Consider the following 13,643-nt stretch of genomic DNA (forward strand, 5'->3'; position numbering starts at 1 on the left):
CAAGGCAGGGTGGAGCTCGGGCCGGGCAGCGCCGTGCGGACCCGGATTGCCAGGAACGAGGTGCATAGTGGGTCGCACCCCGACACGGAAAGGAGGCGATCTATGACGCAACGGAGGCGATGACGTCCACGGCCGACCGGAGGCGGTCCGGACCGAGCGACGCGTAGCCGACGACGAGACCTGGGTAGGGCGGGATCCGTCCACTCGGGACGTACCCGGACAGCGCCAATGCGTTGACCCCGCTCGCGGCGAGTGCCCGCTGGAGCGCGAGATCGTCGACGCCGTCCGGGAGCCGCAGCACCACGTGCAGACCTGCCGCCACACCGACGGCCTGCCACGAGGGCAGCCGTTCCGCGACTGCTGCGAGCAACGCGTCCCGACGACGCCGGTACAGCGCTCTGGTCCGCCGCAGATGCCGTTCGTACCCACCCGTCCGCAGCAGGTGGGTGAGGGCGGCCTGGGGGATCGGGCTGCCGCCGAGGTCGTTGTAGTGCTTGGCGTCGACGACGTCCGGGCGTAGTGCCGGCGGCGTGATGAGCCAGCCGATCCGCAGCGCGGGCGACAGCACCTTGCTGACGCTGCCGAAGTAGGCGACGCGCGTCGGATCGAGGGCTTGCAGTGCGCCCATGGCATGCCGGTCGTAGCGGTGTTCGGCGTCGTAGTCGTCCTCCAGGATCAGGGCATCGCGCTCACGCGCCCACGCCACCAGCGCCCGCCGGCGCTGCGGGCAGAGGACGACGCCGAGCGGGAACTGGTGGGCCGACGTGACGTGCACGGCACGGCAGTCGGTCGCGGCCAGCTCGTCGACGCGGATGCCGCGATCGTCGACTGTGACCGGGACCGGTCGCAGGCCGTGCGCCGTGAACAGCTCGGCCTGGCCCGGGTGGCTCGGGCATTCCACGGCGACGCTGGTGTGCCCGGCGGCCCGCAGCACGCGGGCCACCAGGCCCATGCCCTCGGCGACGCCGTTGGTGATGACGACGTCGTCGGGACCGGCGGCGACCGCCCGGACCCGGCCGAGGTAGCCGGCGAGCTCGGCGCGGAGCTGGGCCAGCCCCGTGAAGTCGGGGTAGCCCAGCGCGTCGTCCGGCAGCTCGGCCAGGCCGGCCTTGGTCGCCGCGACCCACTCGGCGCGGGGGAACGCGCTCAGCGCCGGGATGCCCGGCCGCAGGTCGTAGCGCCAGCGGACGGGCCGGTCCGGCGTCGCTGCCGGTGGCGGCGGGCCGCATTCGGCGTCGGCGACGACGGTGCCGGAGCCGTGCCGTGCGACCAGGTAGCCCTCGGCGATCAGTTGGGCGTATCCGGCGGTGACGGTGCCTCGGGCCAGCCCGAGCTGGCCGGCGAGGTCGCGGCTGGACGGCAGCCGGGTGCCTGGCCGCAGTCGGCCGGTTCGGATCGCCTCACGCAATGCCGACTCGAGGGCTCGACCGCGGGTGCGTACGGGTTCGGCCGAGACGGCGGGGAGCAGCAGTTCACGTGTTGACGCTGTCGTGTTCGTGGTCATGAATACGGCGGTCCGCCGCCGGGCGGTTGTCGGTCGACTGGCATCACCAGTCGAGCATGCCCGAGAACCACCCGCCGGCTAGGGCCCGCACGTGCTCACGCGGCCGCCTGGGCGCCGGTCACCAGCGCGCGGCCGGCTGTGGTCAGCACGGCCGGCACGCGCTGGCCGGGCGTGCCCGGCTGGCCCGGGCGGACCAGGCCCTCGTGTGCCAGCACGTGGGCGGTGAACTGGTCGCAGCACGGCATGCCGTCCACGAACAGGTCCGGTTCGGCGCTGCAGGTGAGCTGGGCTCGGCCGGCGTCGACGGCGCGCAGCATGGCCAGCACGCGGTGGTTGACCGCGGGCGGTTGTGAGGTCGCGTGCGGTGTGGTCATGTCAGTCCTCCCAGTGCGGTGGCCGCCATGTGATGGCAGCCACACCCCCATCAAGCAAGAGCGCGAACCGGTCGCCGAGATGCCCTGCCGACATGGTCAGTCACCGCGAGTTGGCCAAACACTCAAATGCGCAGACTGTGGCAACTCGCTCAAGTGGTCCGTCAAACGATGGGTCAAGTGGTGCAGGTACACAGACCAGTTGCGTCACAGACTTGGGAACATGACGAACACGGGGGACATCAGGGCGGTGGCGTTCGGCGCGGGCAGCATCCTGACGGTGGGCGCGTCCTTCCCGGTGACCGGGCTGCTCGAGGGCTACCCGGTGCTGGCCGGGCAGGCGATCCGGTACACGATCGGCGGCCTGATGCTGCTCGTCGTGCTGCTGGCGCGCGGCCGCCGGCTGCCGCTGCCGGGCCTGCGCGACCTGGCGGGCCTGCTCGGCATGGTGGTGGCCGGCATGCTCGGCTTCAACGCGGCCATCCTGGTCGGCGAGCGCTACGCCACGCCGGGATTCGTCACGGCCGTCGTCGGCTGCACACCGCTGGTCCTCGCGATCGCGGTGCCGCTGCTGGGAAAGCGACGTCCGGCGATGGCGGCCGTCCTCGGCGCGGCGATCGTGGTCGGCGGCGTCGCCGTGCTCACGGGCGGCGGGTCCTGGCACGGTCCGGGTCTGCTGCTGGCCATCGCGTGCATGGTGGGCGAGGTGCTGTTCACCTTGTGCGGCATCGGGCCGGTGCAGCGGCTGGGTGCCATGGAAGCGTCCACTTGGGCCTGTTTCCTGGCGGCCATCGGCGGCGCGGGCGTTGCGACCATTGTGGACGGTGGCGGCGCGTGGCGTCTGCCGTCGACCACCGAGACGACGGCGCTCATCATCTTGGGCGTCCTCGTCAGTGCCGTCGCCTTCACCGGCTGGTACACGTGCGTCGCGCGGATCGGCGCCGACCGGGCGGGCGTGCTCGTCGGACTGATGCCGGTGTCCGGGCTTGTCGTGTCGGTGCTGCTGCACGCCCAGGCGCTGACCGTCACTGCGGTGTTGGGGGCAGCCTCCGTCGCCGTCGGCTGCACCCTCGGCCTGTACCGCCGTCGGGTCAGCGCCCGCCGCGAGCCATCCGCAGCACGTCCAGAGCCTCGTCAAGCTGTTCGACGGTGATCCGACCGGCGTCCACGTGCCCGCGGGCCAGCACGACCTCGCGGATCGTGCGCCGCTCCTTGAGCGCCTGCTTGGCGATCGCCGCCGCCTCCTCGTAGCCGAGGTACCGGTTCAGCGGCGTCACCACCGACGGCGAGGACTCGGCGTACTCCCGCATCCGGTCGACGTCCGGCGTCGCGCCCGCGATCACCTTGTCGGCCAGCAGGCGGGCCACGGCCGCCAGCAGACGCGCCGACTCCAGCACGTTGCGGGCGATCACCGGCAGCATCACGTTCAGCTCGAAGTTGCCCTGGGTGCCGGCGAACGCCACCGCCGCGTCGTTGCCGATCACCTGGGCGACGACCATCATCGTCGCCTCCGAGATCACCGGGTTCACCTTGCCCGGCATGATCGACGAGCCCGGCTGGAGGTCCGGCAGGGCCAGCTCGGCCAGGCCGGTGCGCGGCCCGGAACCCAGCCAGCGCAGGTCGTTGGCGATCTTGAACAGGGACACCGCGACGGTCCGCAGCTGGCCGGAGATCTCCACCACGCCGTCCCGGCTGGCCTGCGCCTCGATGTGGTCCCGGGCCTCCGTCAACGGAAGTCCGGTCAACGAAGCCAGTTCCGCCGCGACCGCGGCACCGAAGCCCTCCGGCGCGTTCAGCCCGGTGCCCACCGCCGTGCCGCCGATCGGCAGTTCCCCCAGCCGGGGCAGGCTGGCCTGCAACCGTTCGACGCCGTAGGCGACCTGCGACGCCCAACCGCCGGCCTCCTGCCCGAGCGTGATCGGCACCGCGTCCATCAGGTGCGTACGCCCCGACTTGACCAGGTCGGACCATTCCCCGGCCCGCTTGCGCAGCACGCCGACCAGGTGCTCCAGAGCCGGCACGACGTCGCGGACCACGGCCTCCGTCGCCGCCACGTGGATGGTCGTCGGGAAGGTGTCGTTGGACGACTGCGAGGCGTTCACATGGTCGTTGGGATGCACGTCACGACCCAGCGCACGGGTGGCCAGGGTGGCGATCACCTCGTTGGCGTTCATGTTCGACGACGTGCCCGAGCCGGTCTGGAACACGTCGATCGGGAACTGGTCGTCCCAGGCGCCGTCGGCGACCTCGCGAGCCGCCGCCACGATCGCGTCCGCCATGTCGTCCGGCAGCACGCCCAGCCGCTTGTTCACGCTGGCGGCGGCCGCCTTGAGCAGGCCCAACGCCCGGATCTGCGATCGTTCCAGCCCTCGCCCGGAGATCGGGAAGTTCTCCACCGCGCGCTGCGTCTGCGCGCGCCACAGCGCCTCGGCGGGGACCTTGACCTCGCCCATCGTGTCGTGCTCGATCCGGTACTGCTGCTCAACCATGCCTTCGAGTCTGGACCTCCGAACGGTCGCGGGCAGCATGGCGAGCGGCACGCCAGGATCTCGGAATATCCCGTGATCTTCTGCCGCCCGCGGCGCGTATCGCACTAGAGTCGGCAGTGTTCGCGATCACTGCCTCCCACCACAGGCGGAAAGCGGGGCCAACGGCGATGGATGACATCGAGGTCGATCTCCTGGTGATCGGCGCGGGGCCGGTAGGCCTGTTCGCCGCCTACTACGCGGGCTTCCGGGAGCTGTCCACCGCGCTGGTGGACGCGCTGCCCGAGGCCGGCGGCCAGGTCACCGCGATGTACCCGGAGAAGATGATCTTCGATGTCGCCGGTTTCCCCGCCGTGCGCGGCCGCGATCTGATCGCCGCGCTGGTCGAGCAGGCCGCGCAGTGGAAGCCCACCTACCTGCTGGGCCGCCAGGCCCGCACCATGGAGGACGGCGAGAACGGCCTGGTCGTGGGCTTGGCCGACGGCACCACCGTGCGCGCCGGCGCAGTGCTGATCACCGCCGGCATGGGCGAGTTCAACCCGCGCCCGCTGCCCGCCGGCGACGGCTGGGTCGGCAAGGGCGTCGTGTACTTCGTGCCGTCACTGGAGGCGCACCTCGGCCAGGACGTGGTGATCGTCGGCGGCGGCGACTCCGCCTTCGACTGGGCGCTGGCACTGCACCCGATCGCCAACAGCGTCACCCTCGTGCACCGGCGGGCGGCCTTCCGCGCGCACGCGGCCACCGTCACCAAGGTCCGCGAGCTGGGCGTCCCGATCATCACCGACGCCCAGGTCACCGAGCTGCGCGGCGGCGACAACGGCCTGCTCGCCGAGGTGGAGATCGAGGTCAAGGGCGGCGGCCGCAAGGTGCTGCCGGCCCAGACGGCCGTGGCGGCGCTGGGCTTCACCGCCGACCTGGGTCCGATCGAGTCCTGGGGCCTGGAGTTGGACCACCGCGCGGTCTCCGTCGACACGACCATGCTCACCGCCCGCCCTCGCGTCTACGCCGCTGGCGACGTCGCCACGTATCCGGGCAAGGTCAAGCTGATCGCCACCGGCTTCGGCGAGGCCGCGACCGCGGTCAACAACCTCGCCGTGGTGCTGAACCCCGAGGCGCACCTGTTCCCGGGGCACAGCAGCAACGACGGCTGACCCGGACTCAGGCCACGACCTCGACCGGGTCGCCCACGTCGAGCTGCGAGTAGAACTCCGCGGACGCCGCCATCGACAGGTGCACGCAGCCGGCCGACGGCCGGCTCAGGCTGCCCTCGTGGAAGGCGATGCCGCCGTCGGCGAAGAACACCGAGTTCTCCATCGGCGCGTTGTTGAACTCGCTGCTCTTGTGGTGCTTGTCCTTCCACTGCACGTGGAAGAAGCCGGTCGGGGTCGGCTCGGACGCCTTGCCCGGCATCATCGGCACCGGCCCGTAGGTGACCTTGCCGTTGTAGATCAGCCACGCCTGGCCGGTGCTCTTGTCCACGCACGCCGCCATGGTCGCCCGGCACGGCGTGCCGGGCGCGTTGCCGGTCAGCGGCGGCTTCGTGGTCGTCGTGGGTGGCGGCGGAGGCGGCGTGGTGGTTGTCGTGGTGGGCGGGGGAGTCGTGGTGGTCGTCGGGGCCACCGTGGTGGTCTTCGTCGTGCTGGTGGCGCTGGCCGAGGTGCTCGCCGGCGACGCGTTCGACGCCAGGTTCACGCCGGTCGAGCACGCCGTGGCCAGCGTGGCGGCGCCGACGGCCAGCGCCAGCACGATCTTGTTCACCCGCACGGATTACTCCCCTGCAACGCCCGGAATCACGCCCGACACCAGCAACGACGCGTCACTGTATTCCGGGGTTGTCGCGGAAATCCGTTACTGGGTAACGGTTGGGACTCCGGTTGGCTACGGCAGCGGGGGAAGGGCGCCCGCGACCTCCGACTCGGTCAGCCGGTCGAAGTCCACGGAGGAGTACTGGCGCAGCTTCGTCAGCCGGTGGAAGCCGTCGATCACCCGCACGGTGCCGGACTTGGAGCGCATCACGATCGACTGCGTCGTGCAGCCGCCGGCGCGGTACTGCACGCCGCGCACCAGGCTGCCGTCGGTCACGCCGGTCGCGCAGAAGAACACATTGTCGCCGCGCACCAGGTCGTCCGTGGTGAGCACGCGGGTCAGGTCGTGTCCGGCGTCCAGTGCCTTCTGCCGCTCGGCGTCGTCACGCGGCCACAGCCGGCCCTGGATCGCGCCGCCCATGCACTTCATGGCGCAGGCGGTGATGATGCCCTCCGGCGTGCCGCCGATGCCCAGCAGCAGGTCGACGCCGGTGTCCGGGCGGGCCGCCGAGATCGCGCCGGCCACGTCGCCGTCGGCGATGAAGTGGATCCGGGCGCCGGCCTCGCGGACCTCCTTGACCAGCTGCTCGTGCCGCGGCCGGTCCAGGATGCAGACGGTGACGTCCTCGACGTCGCTGTGCTTGGCCCGCGCCACGCGGCGGATGTTCTCCGCGACCGGGGCGGTCAGGTCGATCACGTCCGCGGCCTCCGGGCCGGCGGCGATCTTCTCCATGTAGAACACGGCCGACGGGTCGTACATCGAGCCGCGCTCGGCGACCGCGAGCACCGCGACGGCGTTGGGCATGCCCTTGCTCATCAGCGTGGTGCCGTCGACCGGGTCCACGGCCACGTCGCACTCGGGGCCGTCGCCGTTGCCGACCTGCTCACCGTTGTACAGCATGGGCGCCTCGTCCTTCTCGCCCTCGCCGATGACCACCACGCCGCGCATCGAGACGGTTCCGATGAGCTTGCGCATCGCGTCCACCGCGGCGCCGTCGCCGCCGTTCTTGTCGCCCCTGCCCACCCATCGGCCGGCGGCCATCGCGGCGGCCTCGGTCACGCGGACCAGTTCCATCGCGAGGTTGCGGTCGGGTGCCTCCGGCGCTCGCCGGGGCTCGGTGGTGGTCATGGCGGCCTCCTGTTCTGCTCGTGGCAGGACTACCCGGAAATCCTCGCAGATCACCCGGCTCGACCCGGTCCGTGATCGATTCCGCGGTGAGAAACAGCACCCGGTGCGGGGCGGTAGGGCCAGCTTGAGACGATGGCGGGGTGCCCGACACGCAGACGCCAGCCCCACGCAAGCCAGGACGCGGCGCGCAGACCGCCCGCGACATGATCCTGTCGCTCGGCGCGCTGCTGTTGATCATCGTGGCGGTGTTGGGCTTCAGCCGAGGCTGCTCGTTCAGCCCGGGCGGGCCGACGATCGACACCAGCTCGGCACCCTCGGTGGACGTCGACAGCGTGTTGCCGGGCATCGCCGCCGGCATGGACTTCCCGGTGCGGGAGCCCAAGCTGCCCGCCGGCTGGCACGCCAACTCGACCGACACGATCACGGTCGGCAAGGGTGACCAGGCCCGGCCGGTGGTGCGGGTCGGCTGGCTGACGCCCGGCGGCGGCTTCCTGCGGCTGTCCCAGACCCAGGGCGCGGCCCGCGACCTGATCGCGTCCGAGACCGACGACCCGAACTCCGAGCCCGCGGCCACCGGGACCATCGACGTCGCCGGCGTGAACTGGACGATCTATCCGGCGCGGCGCAGCGAGAACTCCTGGCTGGCCGACGTGGGCGGCGTGCGGCTGCTGATCAGTGGAAACGGCAAGGAGGCCGACTTCCGGACGCTGGCGCAGGCCGTGCAGACCGCGCCGCCGCTGCCGAAGAAGTCCTAACCCTCGGCCACGTCCTCCTCGACCACGGCGAGCGCGGTCTCCACCCGCTGCCGCGCGCCGGCCAGGTGGCCCTCGCAGACTTTGGCCAGGGCCTCGCCGCGCTCCCACAGCGCCAGCGAGTCCTCCAGCGACAGGCCGCCGGCCTCCAGCTTGCGGACGACATCGGCCAACTCGTCGCGCGCGGCCTCGTAGCCGAGCGTCGGTTCGGTCATGACGCGTTGGTTCCCATCTGGCTCTGCACCCGGACCACAACCGCCGCGACGGCCTGGTCGTACCCGACGAACGCCTCGGCGAACTCGGCGCCGTCGCCGTCGGCCACCGCCTCACCGATCCGGTCCTCGGCATCGGCCACGCGGCGCCGGTGCACGGATCCGTCGCCGTACCACCACTGCGTCCCCACATAGACCGAGGTGGCCTCGGTCAGCTCGTGGAGACGCGAGGGTAACGCCCGGCGGCCCGGATAGTCGCAACCGGCCAGCATGGCGGTCCACGTGTCGACGGCGGCCTCGTTGGCCGCCTCCGCGCAGTACTGGACGACGCGGGCGCCGCGGGTGAGCTCGGCCGACCCGGGGGCGTCGGCGGCGTCTCTGGCGGTCGCCACCGTCAACGGGAGGAACGTGGGTTCACGCGCCGGGTATGGCACCCCTACCTCCGCTCACGGGTGTCGTCGTCGGTTACGACGGCACGGACCGCCCCGTCAACGAGCCGGACCCGCACGTGCGTTCCCGGCGGGGCGTCGTCGACGGACCGGAGCACGGAGGTGGCCCCGTCCTCGGCCACGCTCTGCACCACGGCGTATCCCCGGGCCAGCGTGGCGGCTGGTCCGAGGGTCGTCAAGCGTGAACGGATGGCCGACTGGGCACTTTCCTCGTTAGCGAGCATCGAGCGGATCTCCCGACGCCCGCGGTCACGCAGTGTGGTCACCTCGTCGGCGCGCCGCTGCAACGGCGTGAACGGGTCGGCCAGCACCGGCCGGCTGCGCAGCGCGTCCAGCAGCCGGCGCTCGCGGTCCACCCAGCCGTGCAGGGCCCGCCGCGTGCGGTCCCGCAGCTGGCGGATGCGCTGGGTCTCCTCGGCGACGTCCGGCACGACCCGCTTGCCGGCGTCCGTGGGGGTGGAACACCGCAGGTCAGCGACGTGATCGAGCAGCGGGGTGTCCGGCTCGTGGCCGATGGCGCTGATCACCGGCGTGCCGCAGGCGGACACCGCCCGGCACAGGGTCTCGTCGGAGAACGGCAGCAGGTCCTCCACGCTGCCGCCGCCGCGGGCGATCACGATGACGTCCACGTCGGGGTCGGCGTCGAGGGTCTTCAGGGCGGTCATCACCTGCGGCACGGCGGTCGTGCCCTGCACCGCGACGTTGATCACCCGAAAGTGCGCCGCGGGCCAGCGGCCGCGGGCGTTGGTCAGGACGTCCCGCTCGGCGGCGGAGGCGCGGCCTGTGATCAGCCCGATGGTGTGCGGCAGGAACGGCAGCGGCCGCTTGCGGCGCGGGTCGAACAGACCCTCGGCGGCCAGCAGGCGGCGCAGCCGCTCGATGCGGGCCAGCAGTTCGCCGACGCCGACCGCGCGGATCTCGTCCACGCGCAGGCTGAGCGTGCCGCGGCCGGTGTAGTAGCTGGGCTTGCCGTGCACGACCACGCGGCTGCCGTCGGTCAGCGGCGGCTCCATGCCGCGGACCAGCTGCGTCGAGCAGGTCACCGAGATCGACACGTCCGCGCTGGCGTCACGCAGCGTGAGAAAGGCCGTCGCGGTGCCCGGACGGGCGGAGATCTGGGTGACCTGTCCCTCGACCCAGACGGCGCCGAGGCGGTTGATCCACTCGGCGATCTTGAAGGTGACCGTCCGCACCGGCCAGGGGTTCTCGGCGGTGGTCGGTCCTGCGGCGGTCACGAGTCGGTGTTCTCCTGGGCCCGTACGGTGGCGATGCGCCTGGTCAGCATGCCCAGGTACGCGGGGCGGGCGGCGTGCTCGCGCTCGTAGGCCAGCAGCTGCTCGAGGTCGTCCAGGGTGAGCCGGCGCAGCCGGGCCCGCAGCTGCGGCACCGACAGCTCGTCGTACTCCGGCAGCGCGTCCGGGCCGTCCGCGGCGACGTCGTCCTCGCCCTCGTCGACGGTGTCCTCGTGCTCGGAGACCGCCCGCTCCTCGGCCAGCCACGGATCCTCCGGCTGGGCCGGCGGCTCGGGGTCCTCGTCCTCGTCGAAGGTCGCCCATTCGGGGGTTTCCTCCACCGGACGCAGCGAGGCCAGCGCGTCGTCACCCTTGATCGCGAGCTCGGTGACCCGCTGCTGCACCCGCATGGACAGCTGGAGCGCCTGGCTCACCACCGTCACCGGCAGCCCGGTCAGCTGCTCGGGGAGCTTGCGGGCCTGCTCGACCGCGGTGACCGCGAGTCCGGCTGCGATGCGCACCGGCAGCGGCAGTGACGACTTCATGGTGCCTAGCCTGCCGCAGTCGGCCCGTCCTGCACAGTTTTCGGTGGCGAACGGGTGACGAAACGAACGTCGCTCACGCGAAGTGCTCGGCCGCGCGCCGCTACCCTTGGGCCATGACCACGTCGAGCCCAGGAGCTGACCGGCCCAAGCGCGTCTTCCTCGCCAAGCCACGCGGCTACTGCGCGGGTGTGGACCGTGCCGTGGTGACCGTGGAGAAGGCGCTCGAGACGTACGGCGCGCCCGTCTACGTGCGCAAGGAGATCGTGCACAACAAGTACGTCGTGGAGACCCTCCAGGACCGCGGCGCGATCTTCGTGGACGAGACCGACGAGGTGCCCGAGGGCGCGTTGGTCGTGTTCTCCGCACACGGTGTGTCACCGGCCGTGCACGAGGAGGCGGCCGAGCGCAATCTGCGCACGATCGACGCGACCTGCCCGCTGGTGACCAAGGTGCACCAGGAGGCCAAGCGCTTCGCCCGCGACGACTACGACATCCTGCTGATCGGCCACGAGGGTCACGAGGAGGTCGAGGGCACCGCCGGCGAAGCCCCCGAGCACGTGCAGCTCGTGGACACCGCCGAGGACGTGGCCAAGGTCGAGGTCCGTGACCCGTCCAAGGTCATCTGGCTGTCCCAGACCACGCTGTCGGTGGACGAGACGATGGTCCGGGTCGAGCAGCTCAAGCAGCGCTTCCCCGACCTCCAGTCGCCGCCGAGCGACGACATCTGCTACGCCACGCAGAACCGCCAGGTCGCGGTCAAGGCGATGGCGCCCGAGTGCGACCTGGTGATCGTCGTCGGGTCGCAGAACTCGTCCAACTCCAAGCGGCTGGTCGAGGTCGCGCTCCAGCACGGCGCCGAGGCGTCGTACCTGATCGACTACGCCAAGGAGATCCAGGAGGAGTGGCTGGACGGCGTCCGCACGGTCGGCGTGACCAGCGGCGCGTCCGTGCCGGACATCCTGGTCCACGAGGTGCTGGCCTACCTGGCCGAGCGCGGCTGGGGTGACGTGGAAGAGGTCACCACGGCCAACGAGAAGATCGCCTTCCAGCTGCCGCGTGAACTCCGCAAGGACCTCGTGCGGTAAGTCCCGTACGCAACGAAAGGGCCATTTCTCGCAGCTGATGCGAGAAATGGCCCTTTCGCTACGTCTCAGTACTCGTCGTCCGGCCGACGGGGCCGGCGCGGCGGAGGCTGCGGGGGACGGCCTGCGCCACCCCCACCGCTCGGACGGCCGCCACCGCCGGCGCCGCGGCCCGGAGCGGCCGGACGGGGCGGCACACCGCCGCCACGCTGACCGCCGGCGCCTGGAGCAGGACGGCCGGGAGCGCCACCCCGACCCGGCGGCACCTGCCGCGGCGGGGGCGGAGGCGGCTGCCGGTCACGGTCCATCCGCTCACGGTCCGGTCGCTCGCCGCGGCCGGGCGGCGGCGGTGTCGGACGCGTGCGGGCGGCGGCCGGCCGCGGCGCCTGGTCCCGCGGTCCACGCTGGGCGGGCTCGCGCGACGGCGACTCACGATCCTCACGGATCGGCTCGCGCCGCACCGACCGGGCCGGCGGCGGGAAGTCGTCCTCGTCGATCGGGGGCTTGCGCTGAAGGATCAGCCGGATCGCGCCGATCACCACGGTGAGCACGGTGGCGACCGCCATCACCGGGAAGTTGCCGATCAGCGGCGGGCCGATCGCGATGGCCTTGGCGGCGAGGCCGCCGGTGCCGCCGGCGAACAGCGCCAGCACCACGCCGGCCACCAGGATCATGATCAGCGGCGGCTGCACCATGGGCCCGAACAGACTGCGCCGCTTCACGAAGGTCACGGCCGCCACGCAGCCCACGGTGTAGAGGACCTGGAACGGCAGGCCCAGCGCCTTGCTGGTCATCTCGTTCAGCAGCGCGCCGACCGCGGTCAGGGCGAGCGCCGTCAGCACCGCGCCCCACCAGGGCATGGCTCGTGAGCCGAAGGCGGGAGAGTCCCCCCACGAGGAGGTCCCGGGCTCGGTGTCAAGATCGCTTCGGCGATCGCGCGTGGCGGTCACGAGACGACACGGTAGCCCGTTTGTGTCGCGAAGCTTGTGAACGCTCCGTGAGAACGAGCGTCAGTCACCCCTACGGGCTGCCGCCGATGCCCGAGTGACCGGCGAAAACCGTCGAATGATCACCCTCCGTCCCGTGTTTGCTCAGTGTGAAGCGGCTCCGCCATCGGGGTAAACGGGCCCGCCGTGACCTCGTCCGCACGACGCACCGTCGACAGCGGCGTCGGACTGCCCGCCGCGTCGGTCAGCGGCTGCACCGCCCCCCGGAAGCCCTCCAGCGAGTCCAGCTCGCGGCGCCGCGCGGACAGGAAGCGCTGGAGGTGGGTGCTGGACAGGTTGACGGCGTCGATGGCCGTGTTCGCCGCCCGGTTCGCGGCCGCGGCCTGGGTCCGCACCTGCTCGACGTCCGCGGCGATGGCCCGCTCGGTCGCCGCGAACAGCGCCGCCGAGGCCAGCACCGCGAATCCGGTCGGACCGCACAGGAAAACCCGCCGGTCCAACAGCCACCGCAGCAGCTCCGGGTCGGCATCCATGGCCGCGACCACCGCCGCGTCCGACGGCACGAACATCACCGTGCCGTAGATGGCGTCCGCCCAGCGGGCATAGCCCTTGCCCGCCAGCTCCGCCGCCCGCGACCGGATGTTGCGCACGTGCACGCGCAACGCGTCGGCCCGCTCGTCGGCGTCGTCGGCCTCCATCGCCTCGGCCCACACCACCATGCTCATCTTCGCGTCCACCGGCACCTGCCGGCCGCCGCCGACCGAGAGCACCAGGTCCGGCCGGACCGTGCCGCCGCCGGCCAGGTCCGTCTGCAACGTGAAGTGCAGCCCCTCGCGCAGCCCCAGGGTGCGGGCCGTCTCGACGAGCACCTGCTCGCCGAGTTCACCCCTTCCGGTGATCGAGGAGAACGCCACCTCGTACCGGCGCAGCGTCGCCTGCTGCCGGTCGAACCGGGCGCGTTCGGCCTCCACCGCCGCGAACGCCGCGTCGGTCCGACGCACGCTGTCCTGGTACATCCGCCACAGCAGCACCAGGCCACCGGCCAGCAACAGGGCCAGCACGATCGCCGCGGTGCTGATCACTTCCGCACTCACGGTACCCACAGTGCCACTGCCCTCTGACAGTTTTT

At 71.9% G+C, this 13,643-nt stretch carries 15 protein-coding genes; 4 read left to right on the forward strand and 11 right to left on the reverse strand.

All coding sequences use genetic code 11. The features are described 5' to 3' along the window. Positions 1-100: 100 nt before the first annotated feature. Entirely contained in the window at positions 101-1,504 is a 1,404-nt protein-coding gene (gene pdxR / locus BCF44_RS30820; protein WP_116177924.1) for a MocR-like pyridoxine biosynthesis transcription factor PdxR, read from the reverse strand. 95 nt (positions 1,505-1,599) lie between these two features. Next, a complete protein-coding gene (locus BCF44_RS30825; protein WP_116177925.1) occupies positions 1,600-1,878 on the reverse strand; it encodes a hypothetical protein in 279 nt (92 codons plus the stop codon). A 220-nt stretch (positions 1,879-2,098) separates the two neighbouring features. On the opposite strand from BCF44_RS30825, the gene BCF44_RS30830 reads away from it, so the two are divergent. Further along, positions 2,099-3,028 carry a DMT family transporter gene (locus BCF44_RS30830; protein WP_170217838.1) on the forward strand — a complete coding sequence of 310 codons (930 nt, stop codon included), beginning with the start codon at positions 2,099-2,101 and terminating at the stop codon, positions 3,026-3,028. Here the strand turns inward: BCF44_RS30830 and BCF44_RS30835 are convergent. Continuing rightward, complete coding sequence (locus tag BCF44_RS30835; protein ID WP_116177926.1) at positions 2,967-4,364, reverse strand: class II fumarate hydratase; 1,398 nt, start codon at positions 4,362-4,364, stop codon at positions 2,967-2,969. The two genes, BCF44_RS30830 and BCF44_RS30835, sit on opposite strands and share 62 nt — an antisense overlap. 167 nt (positions 4,365-4,531) lie before the next feature. On the opposite strand from BCF44_RS30835, the gene BCF44_RS30840 reads away from it, so the two are divergent. Then, on the forward strand, positions 4,532-5,512 hold the full coding sequence (locus BCF44_RS30840) for an NAD(P)/FAD-dependent oxidoreductase (RefSeq protein ID WP_116177927.1): 981 nt from the start codon (positions 4,532-4,534) through the stop codon (positions 5,510-5,512). Positions 5,513-5,519: 7 nt separating this feature from the next. On the opposite strand, the gene BCF44_RS57905 is transcribed toward BCF44_RS30840, so the two are convergent. Beyond that, positions 5,520-6,125 (reverse strand): L,D-transpeptidase, encoded by a 606-nt coding sequence (locus BCF44_RS57905; protein WP_246015762.1) that lies wholly within the window; start codon positions 6,123-6,125, stop codon positions 5,520-5,522. A gap of 114 nt (positions 6,126-6,239) precedes the next feature. Continuing rightward, on the reverse strand, positions 6,240-7,295 hold the full coding sequence (gene glpX / locus BCF44_RS30850) for a class II fructose-bisphosphatase (RefSeq protein WP_116177928.1): 1,056 nt from the start codon (positions 7,293-7,295) through the stop codon (positions 6,240-6,242). A gap of 140 nt (positions 7,296-7,435) precedes the next feature. On the opposite strand from glpX, the gene BCF44_RS30855 reads away from it, so the two are divergent. Continuing rightward, positions 7,436-8,050 carry a DUF4245 domain-containing protein gene (locus BCF44_RS30855; RefSeq protein WP_147328700.1) on the forward strand — a complete coding sequence of 205 codons (615 nt, stop codon included), beginning with the start codon at positions 7,436-7,438 and terminating at the stop codon, positions 8,048-8,050. Here BCF44_RS30855 and BCF44_RS30860 read toward each other — a convergent pair. From BCF44_RS30860 to BCF44_RS30875, 4 genes are read right to left on the reverse strand one after another with little or no spacing between them, the layout of a single operon-like run. Further along, complete coding sequence (locus tag BCF44_RS30860; RefSeq protein WP_116177930.1) at positions 8,047-8,262, reverse strand: exodeoxyribonuclease VII small subunit; 216 nt, start codon at positions 8,260-8,262, stop codon at positions 8,047-8,049. The two genes, BCF44_RS30855 and BCF44_RS30860, sit on opposite strands and share 4 nt — an antisense overlap. Then, positions 8,259-8,651 (reverse strand): sugar ABC transporter substrate-binding protein, encoded by a 393-nt coding sequence (locus tag BCF44_RS30865; RefSeq protein ID WP_342775670.1) that lies wholly within the window; start codon positions 8,649-8,651, stop codon positions 8,259-8,261. The genes BCF44_RS30860 and BCF44_RS30865 overlap by 4 nt, the downstream gene beginning before the upstream one ends. 44 nt (positions 8,652-8,695) lie before the next feature. Next, on the reverse strand, positions 8,696-9,943 hold the full coding sequence (gene xseA, locus BCF44_RS30870; RefSeq protein ID WP_116177932.1) for an exodeoxyribonuclease VII large subunit: 1,248 nt from the start codon (positions 9,941-9,943) through the stop codon (positions 8,696-8,698). Continuing rightward, positions 9,940-10,485: a lipid droplet-associated protein gene (locus tag BCF44_RS30875; RefSeq protein ID WP_116177933.1), complete on the reverse strand. Its 546-nt coding sequence runs from the start codon at positions 10,483-10,485 to the stop codon at positions 9,940-9,942. Before BCF44_RS30875 ends, xseA begins: the two co-directional genes overlap by 4 nt. A gap of 113 nt (positions 10,486-10,598) precedes the next feature. Between BCF44_RS30875 and BCF44_RS30880 the strand changes: the two genes are divergently transcribed. Next, positions 10,599-11,570 (forward strand): 4-hydroxy-3-methylbut-2-enyl diphosphate reductase, encoded by a 972-nt coding sequence (locus BCF44_RS30880; protein WP_116177934.1) that lies wholly within the window; start codon positions 10,599-10,601, stop codon positions 11,568-11,570. 65 nt (positions 11,571-11,635) lie between these two features. Here the strand turns inward: BCF44_RS30880 and BCF44_RS30885 are convergent, their stop codons facing one another. Further along, positions 11,636-12,427 (reverse strand): DUF6542 domain-containing protein, encoded by a 792-nt coding sequence (locus tag BCF44_RS30885; RefSeq protein ID WP_116177935.1) that lies wholly within the window; start codon positions 12,425-12,427, stop codon positions 11,636-11,638. 209 nt (positions 12,428-12,636) lie between these two features. After that, positions 12,637-13,608 (reverse strand): DNA recombination protein RmuC, encoded by a 972-nt coding sequence (rmuC, locus tag BCF44_RS30890; protein ID WP_116177936.1) that lies wholly within the window; start codon positions 13,606-13,608, stop codon positions 12,637-12,639. Positions 13,609-13,643: the final 35 nt, after the last annotated feature.

Origin of the sequence: Kutzneria buriramensis, assembly GCF_003387475.1 — a bacterium.
Taxonomy (GTDB): Bacteria; Actinomycetota; Actinomycetes; order Mycobacteriales; family Pseudonocardiaceae; genus Kutzneria; species Kutzneria buriramensis.

Coding starts and splice junctions, on each gene's coding strand:
- pdxR (WP_116177924.1), bottom strand. CDS start 1,504: ATGACCACGAACACGACAGCGTCAACACGTGAACTGCTGCTCCCCGCC.
- BCF44_RS30825 (WP_116177925.1), bottom strand. CDS start 1,878: ATGACCACACCGCACGCGACCTCACAACCGCCCGCGGTCAACCACCGC.
- BCF44_RS30830 (WP_170217838.1), top strand. CDS start 2,099: ATGACGAACACGGGGGACATCAGGGCGGTGGCGTTCGGCGCGGGCAGC.
- BCF44_RS30835 (WP_116177926.1), bottom strand. CDS start 4,364: ATGGTTGAGCAGCAGTACCGGATCGAGCACGACACGATGGGCGAGGTC.
- BCF44_RS30840 (WP_116177927.1), top strand. CDS start 4,532: ATGGATGACATCGAGGTCGATCTCCTGGTGATCGGCGCGGGGCCGGTA.
- glpX (WP_116177928.1), bottom strand. CDS start 7,295: ATGACCACCACCGAGCCCCGGCGAGCGCCGGAGGCACCCGACCGCAAC.
- BCF44_RS30860 (WP_116177930.1), bottom strand. CDS start 8,262: ATGACCGAACCGACGCTCGGCTACGAGGCCGCGCGCGACGAGTTGGCC.
- BCF44_RS30875 (WP_116177933.1), bottom strand. CDS start 10,485: ATGAAGTCGTCACTGCCGCTGCCGGTGCGCATCGCAGCCGGACTCGCG.
- BCF44_RS30880 (WP_116177934.1), top strand. CDS start 10,599: ATGACCACGTCGAGCCCAGGAGCTGACCGGCCCAAGCGCGTCTTCCTC.
- BCF44_RS30885 (WP_116177935.1), bottom strand. CDS start 12,427: ATGCCCTGGTGGGGCGCGGTGCTGACGGCGCTCGCCCTGACCGCGGTC.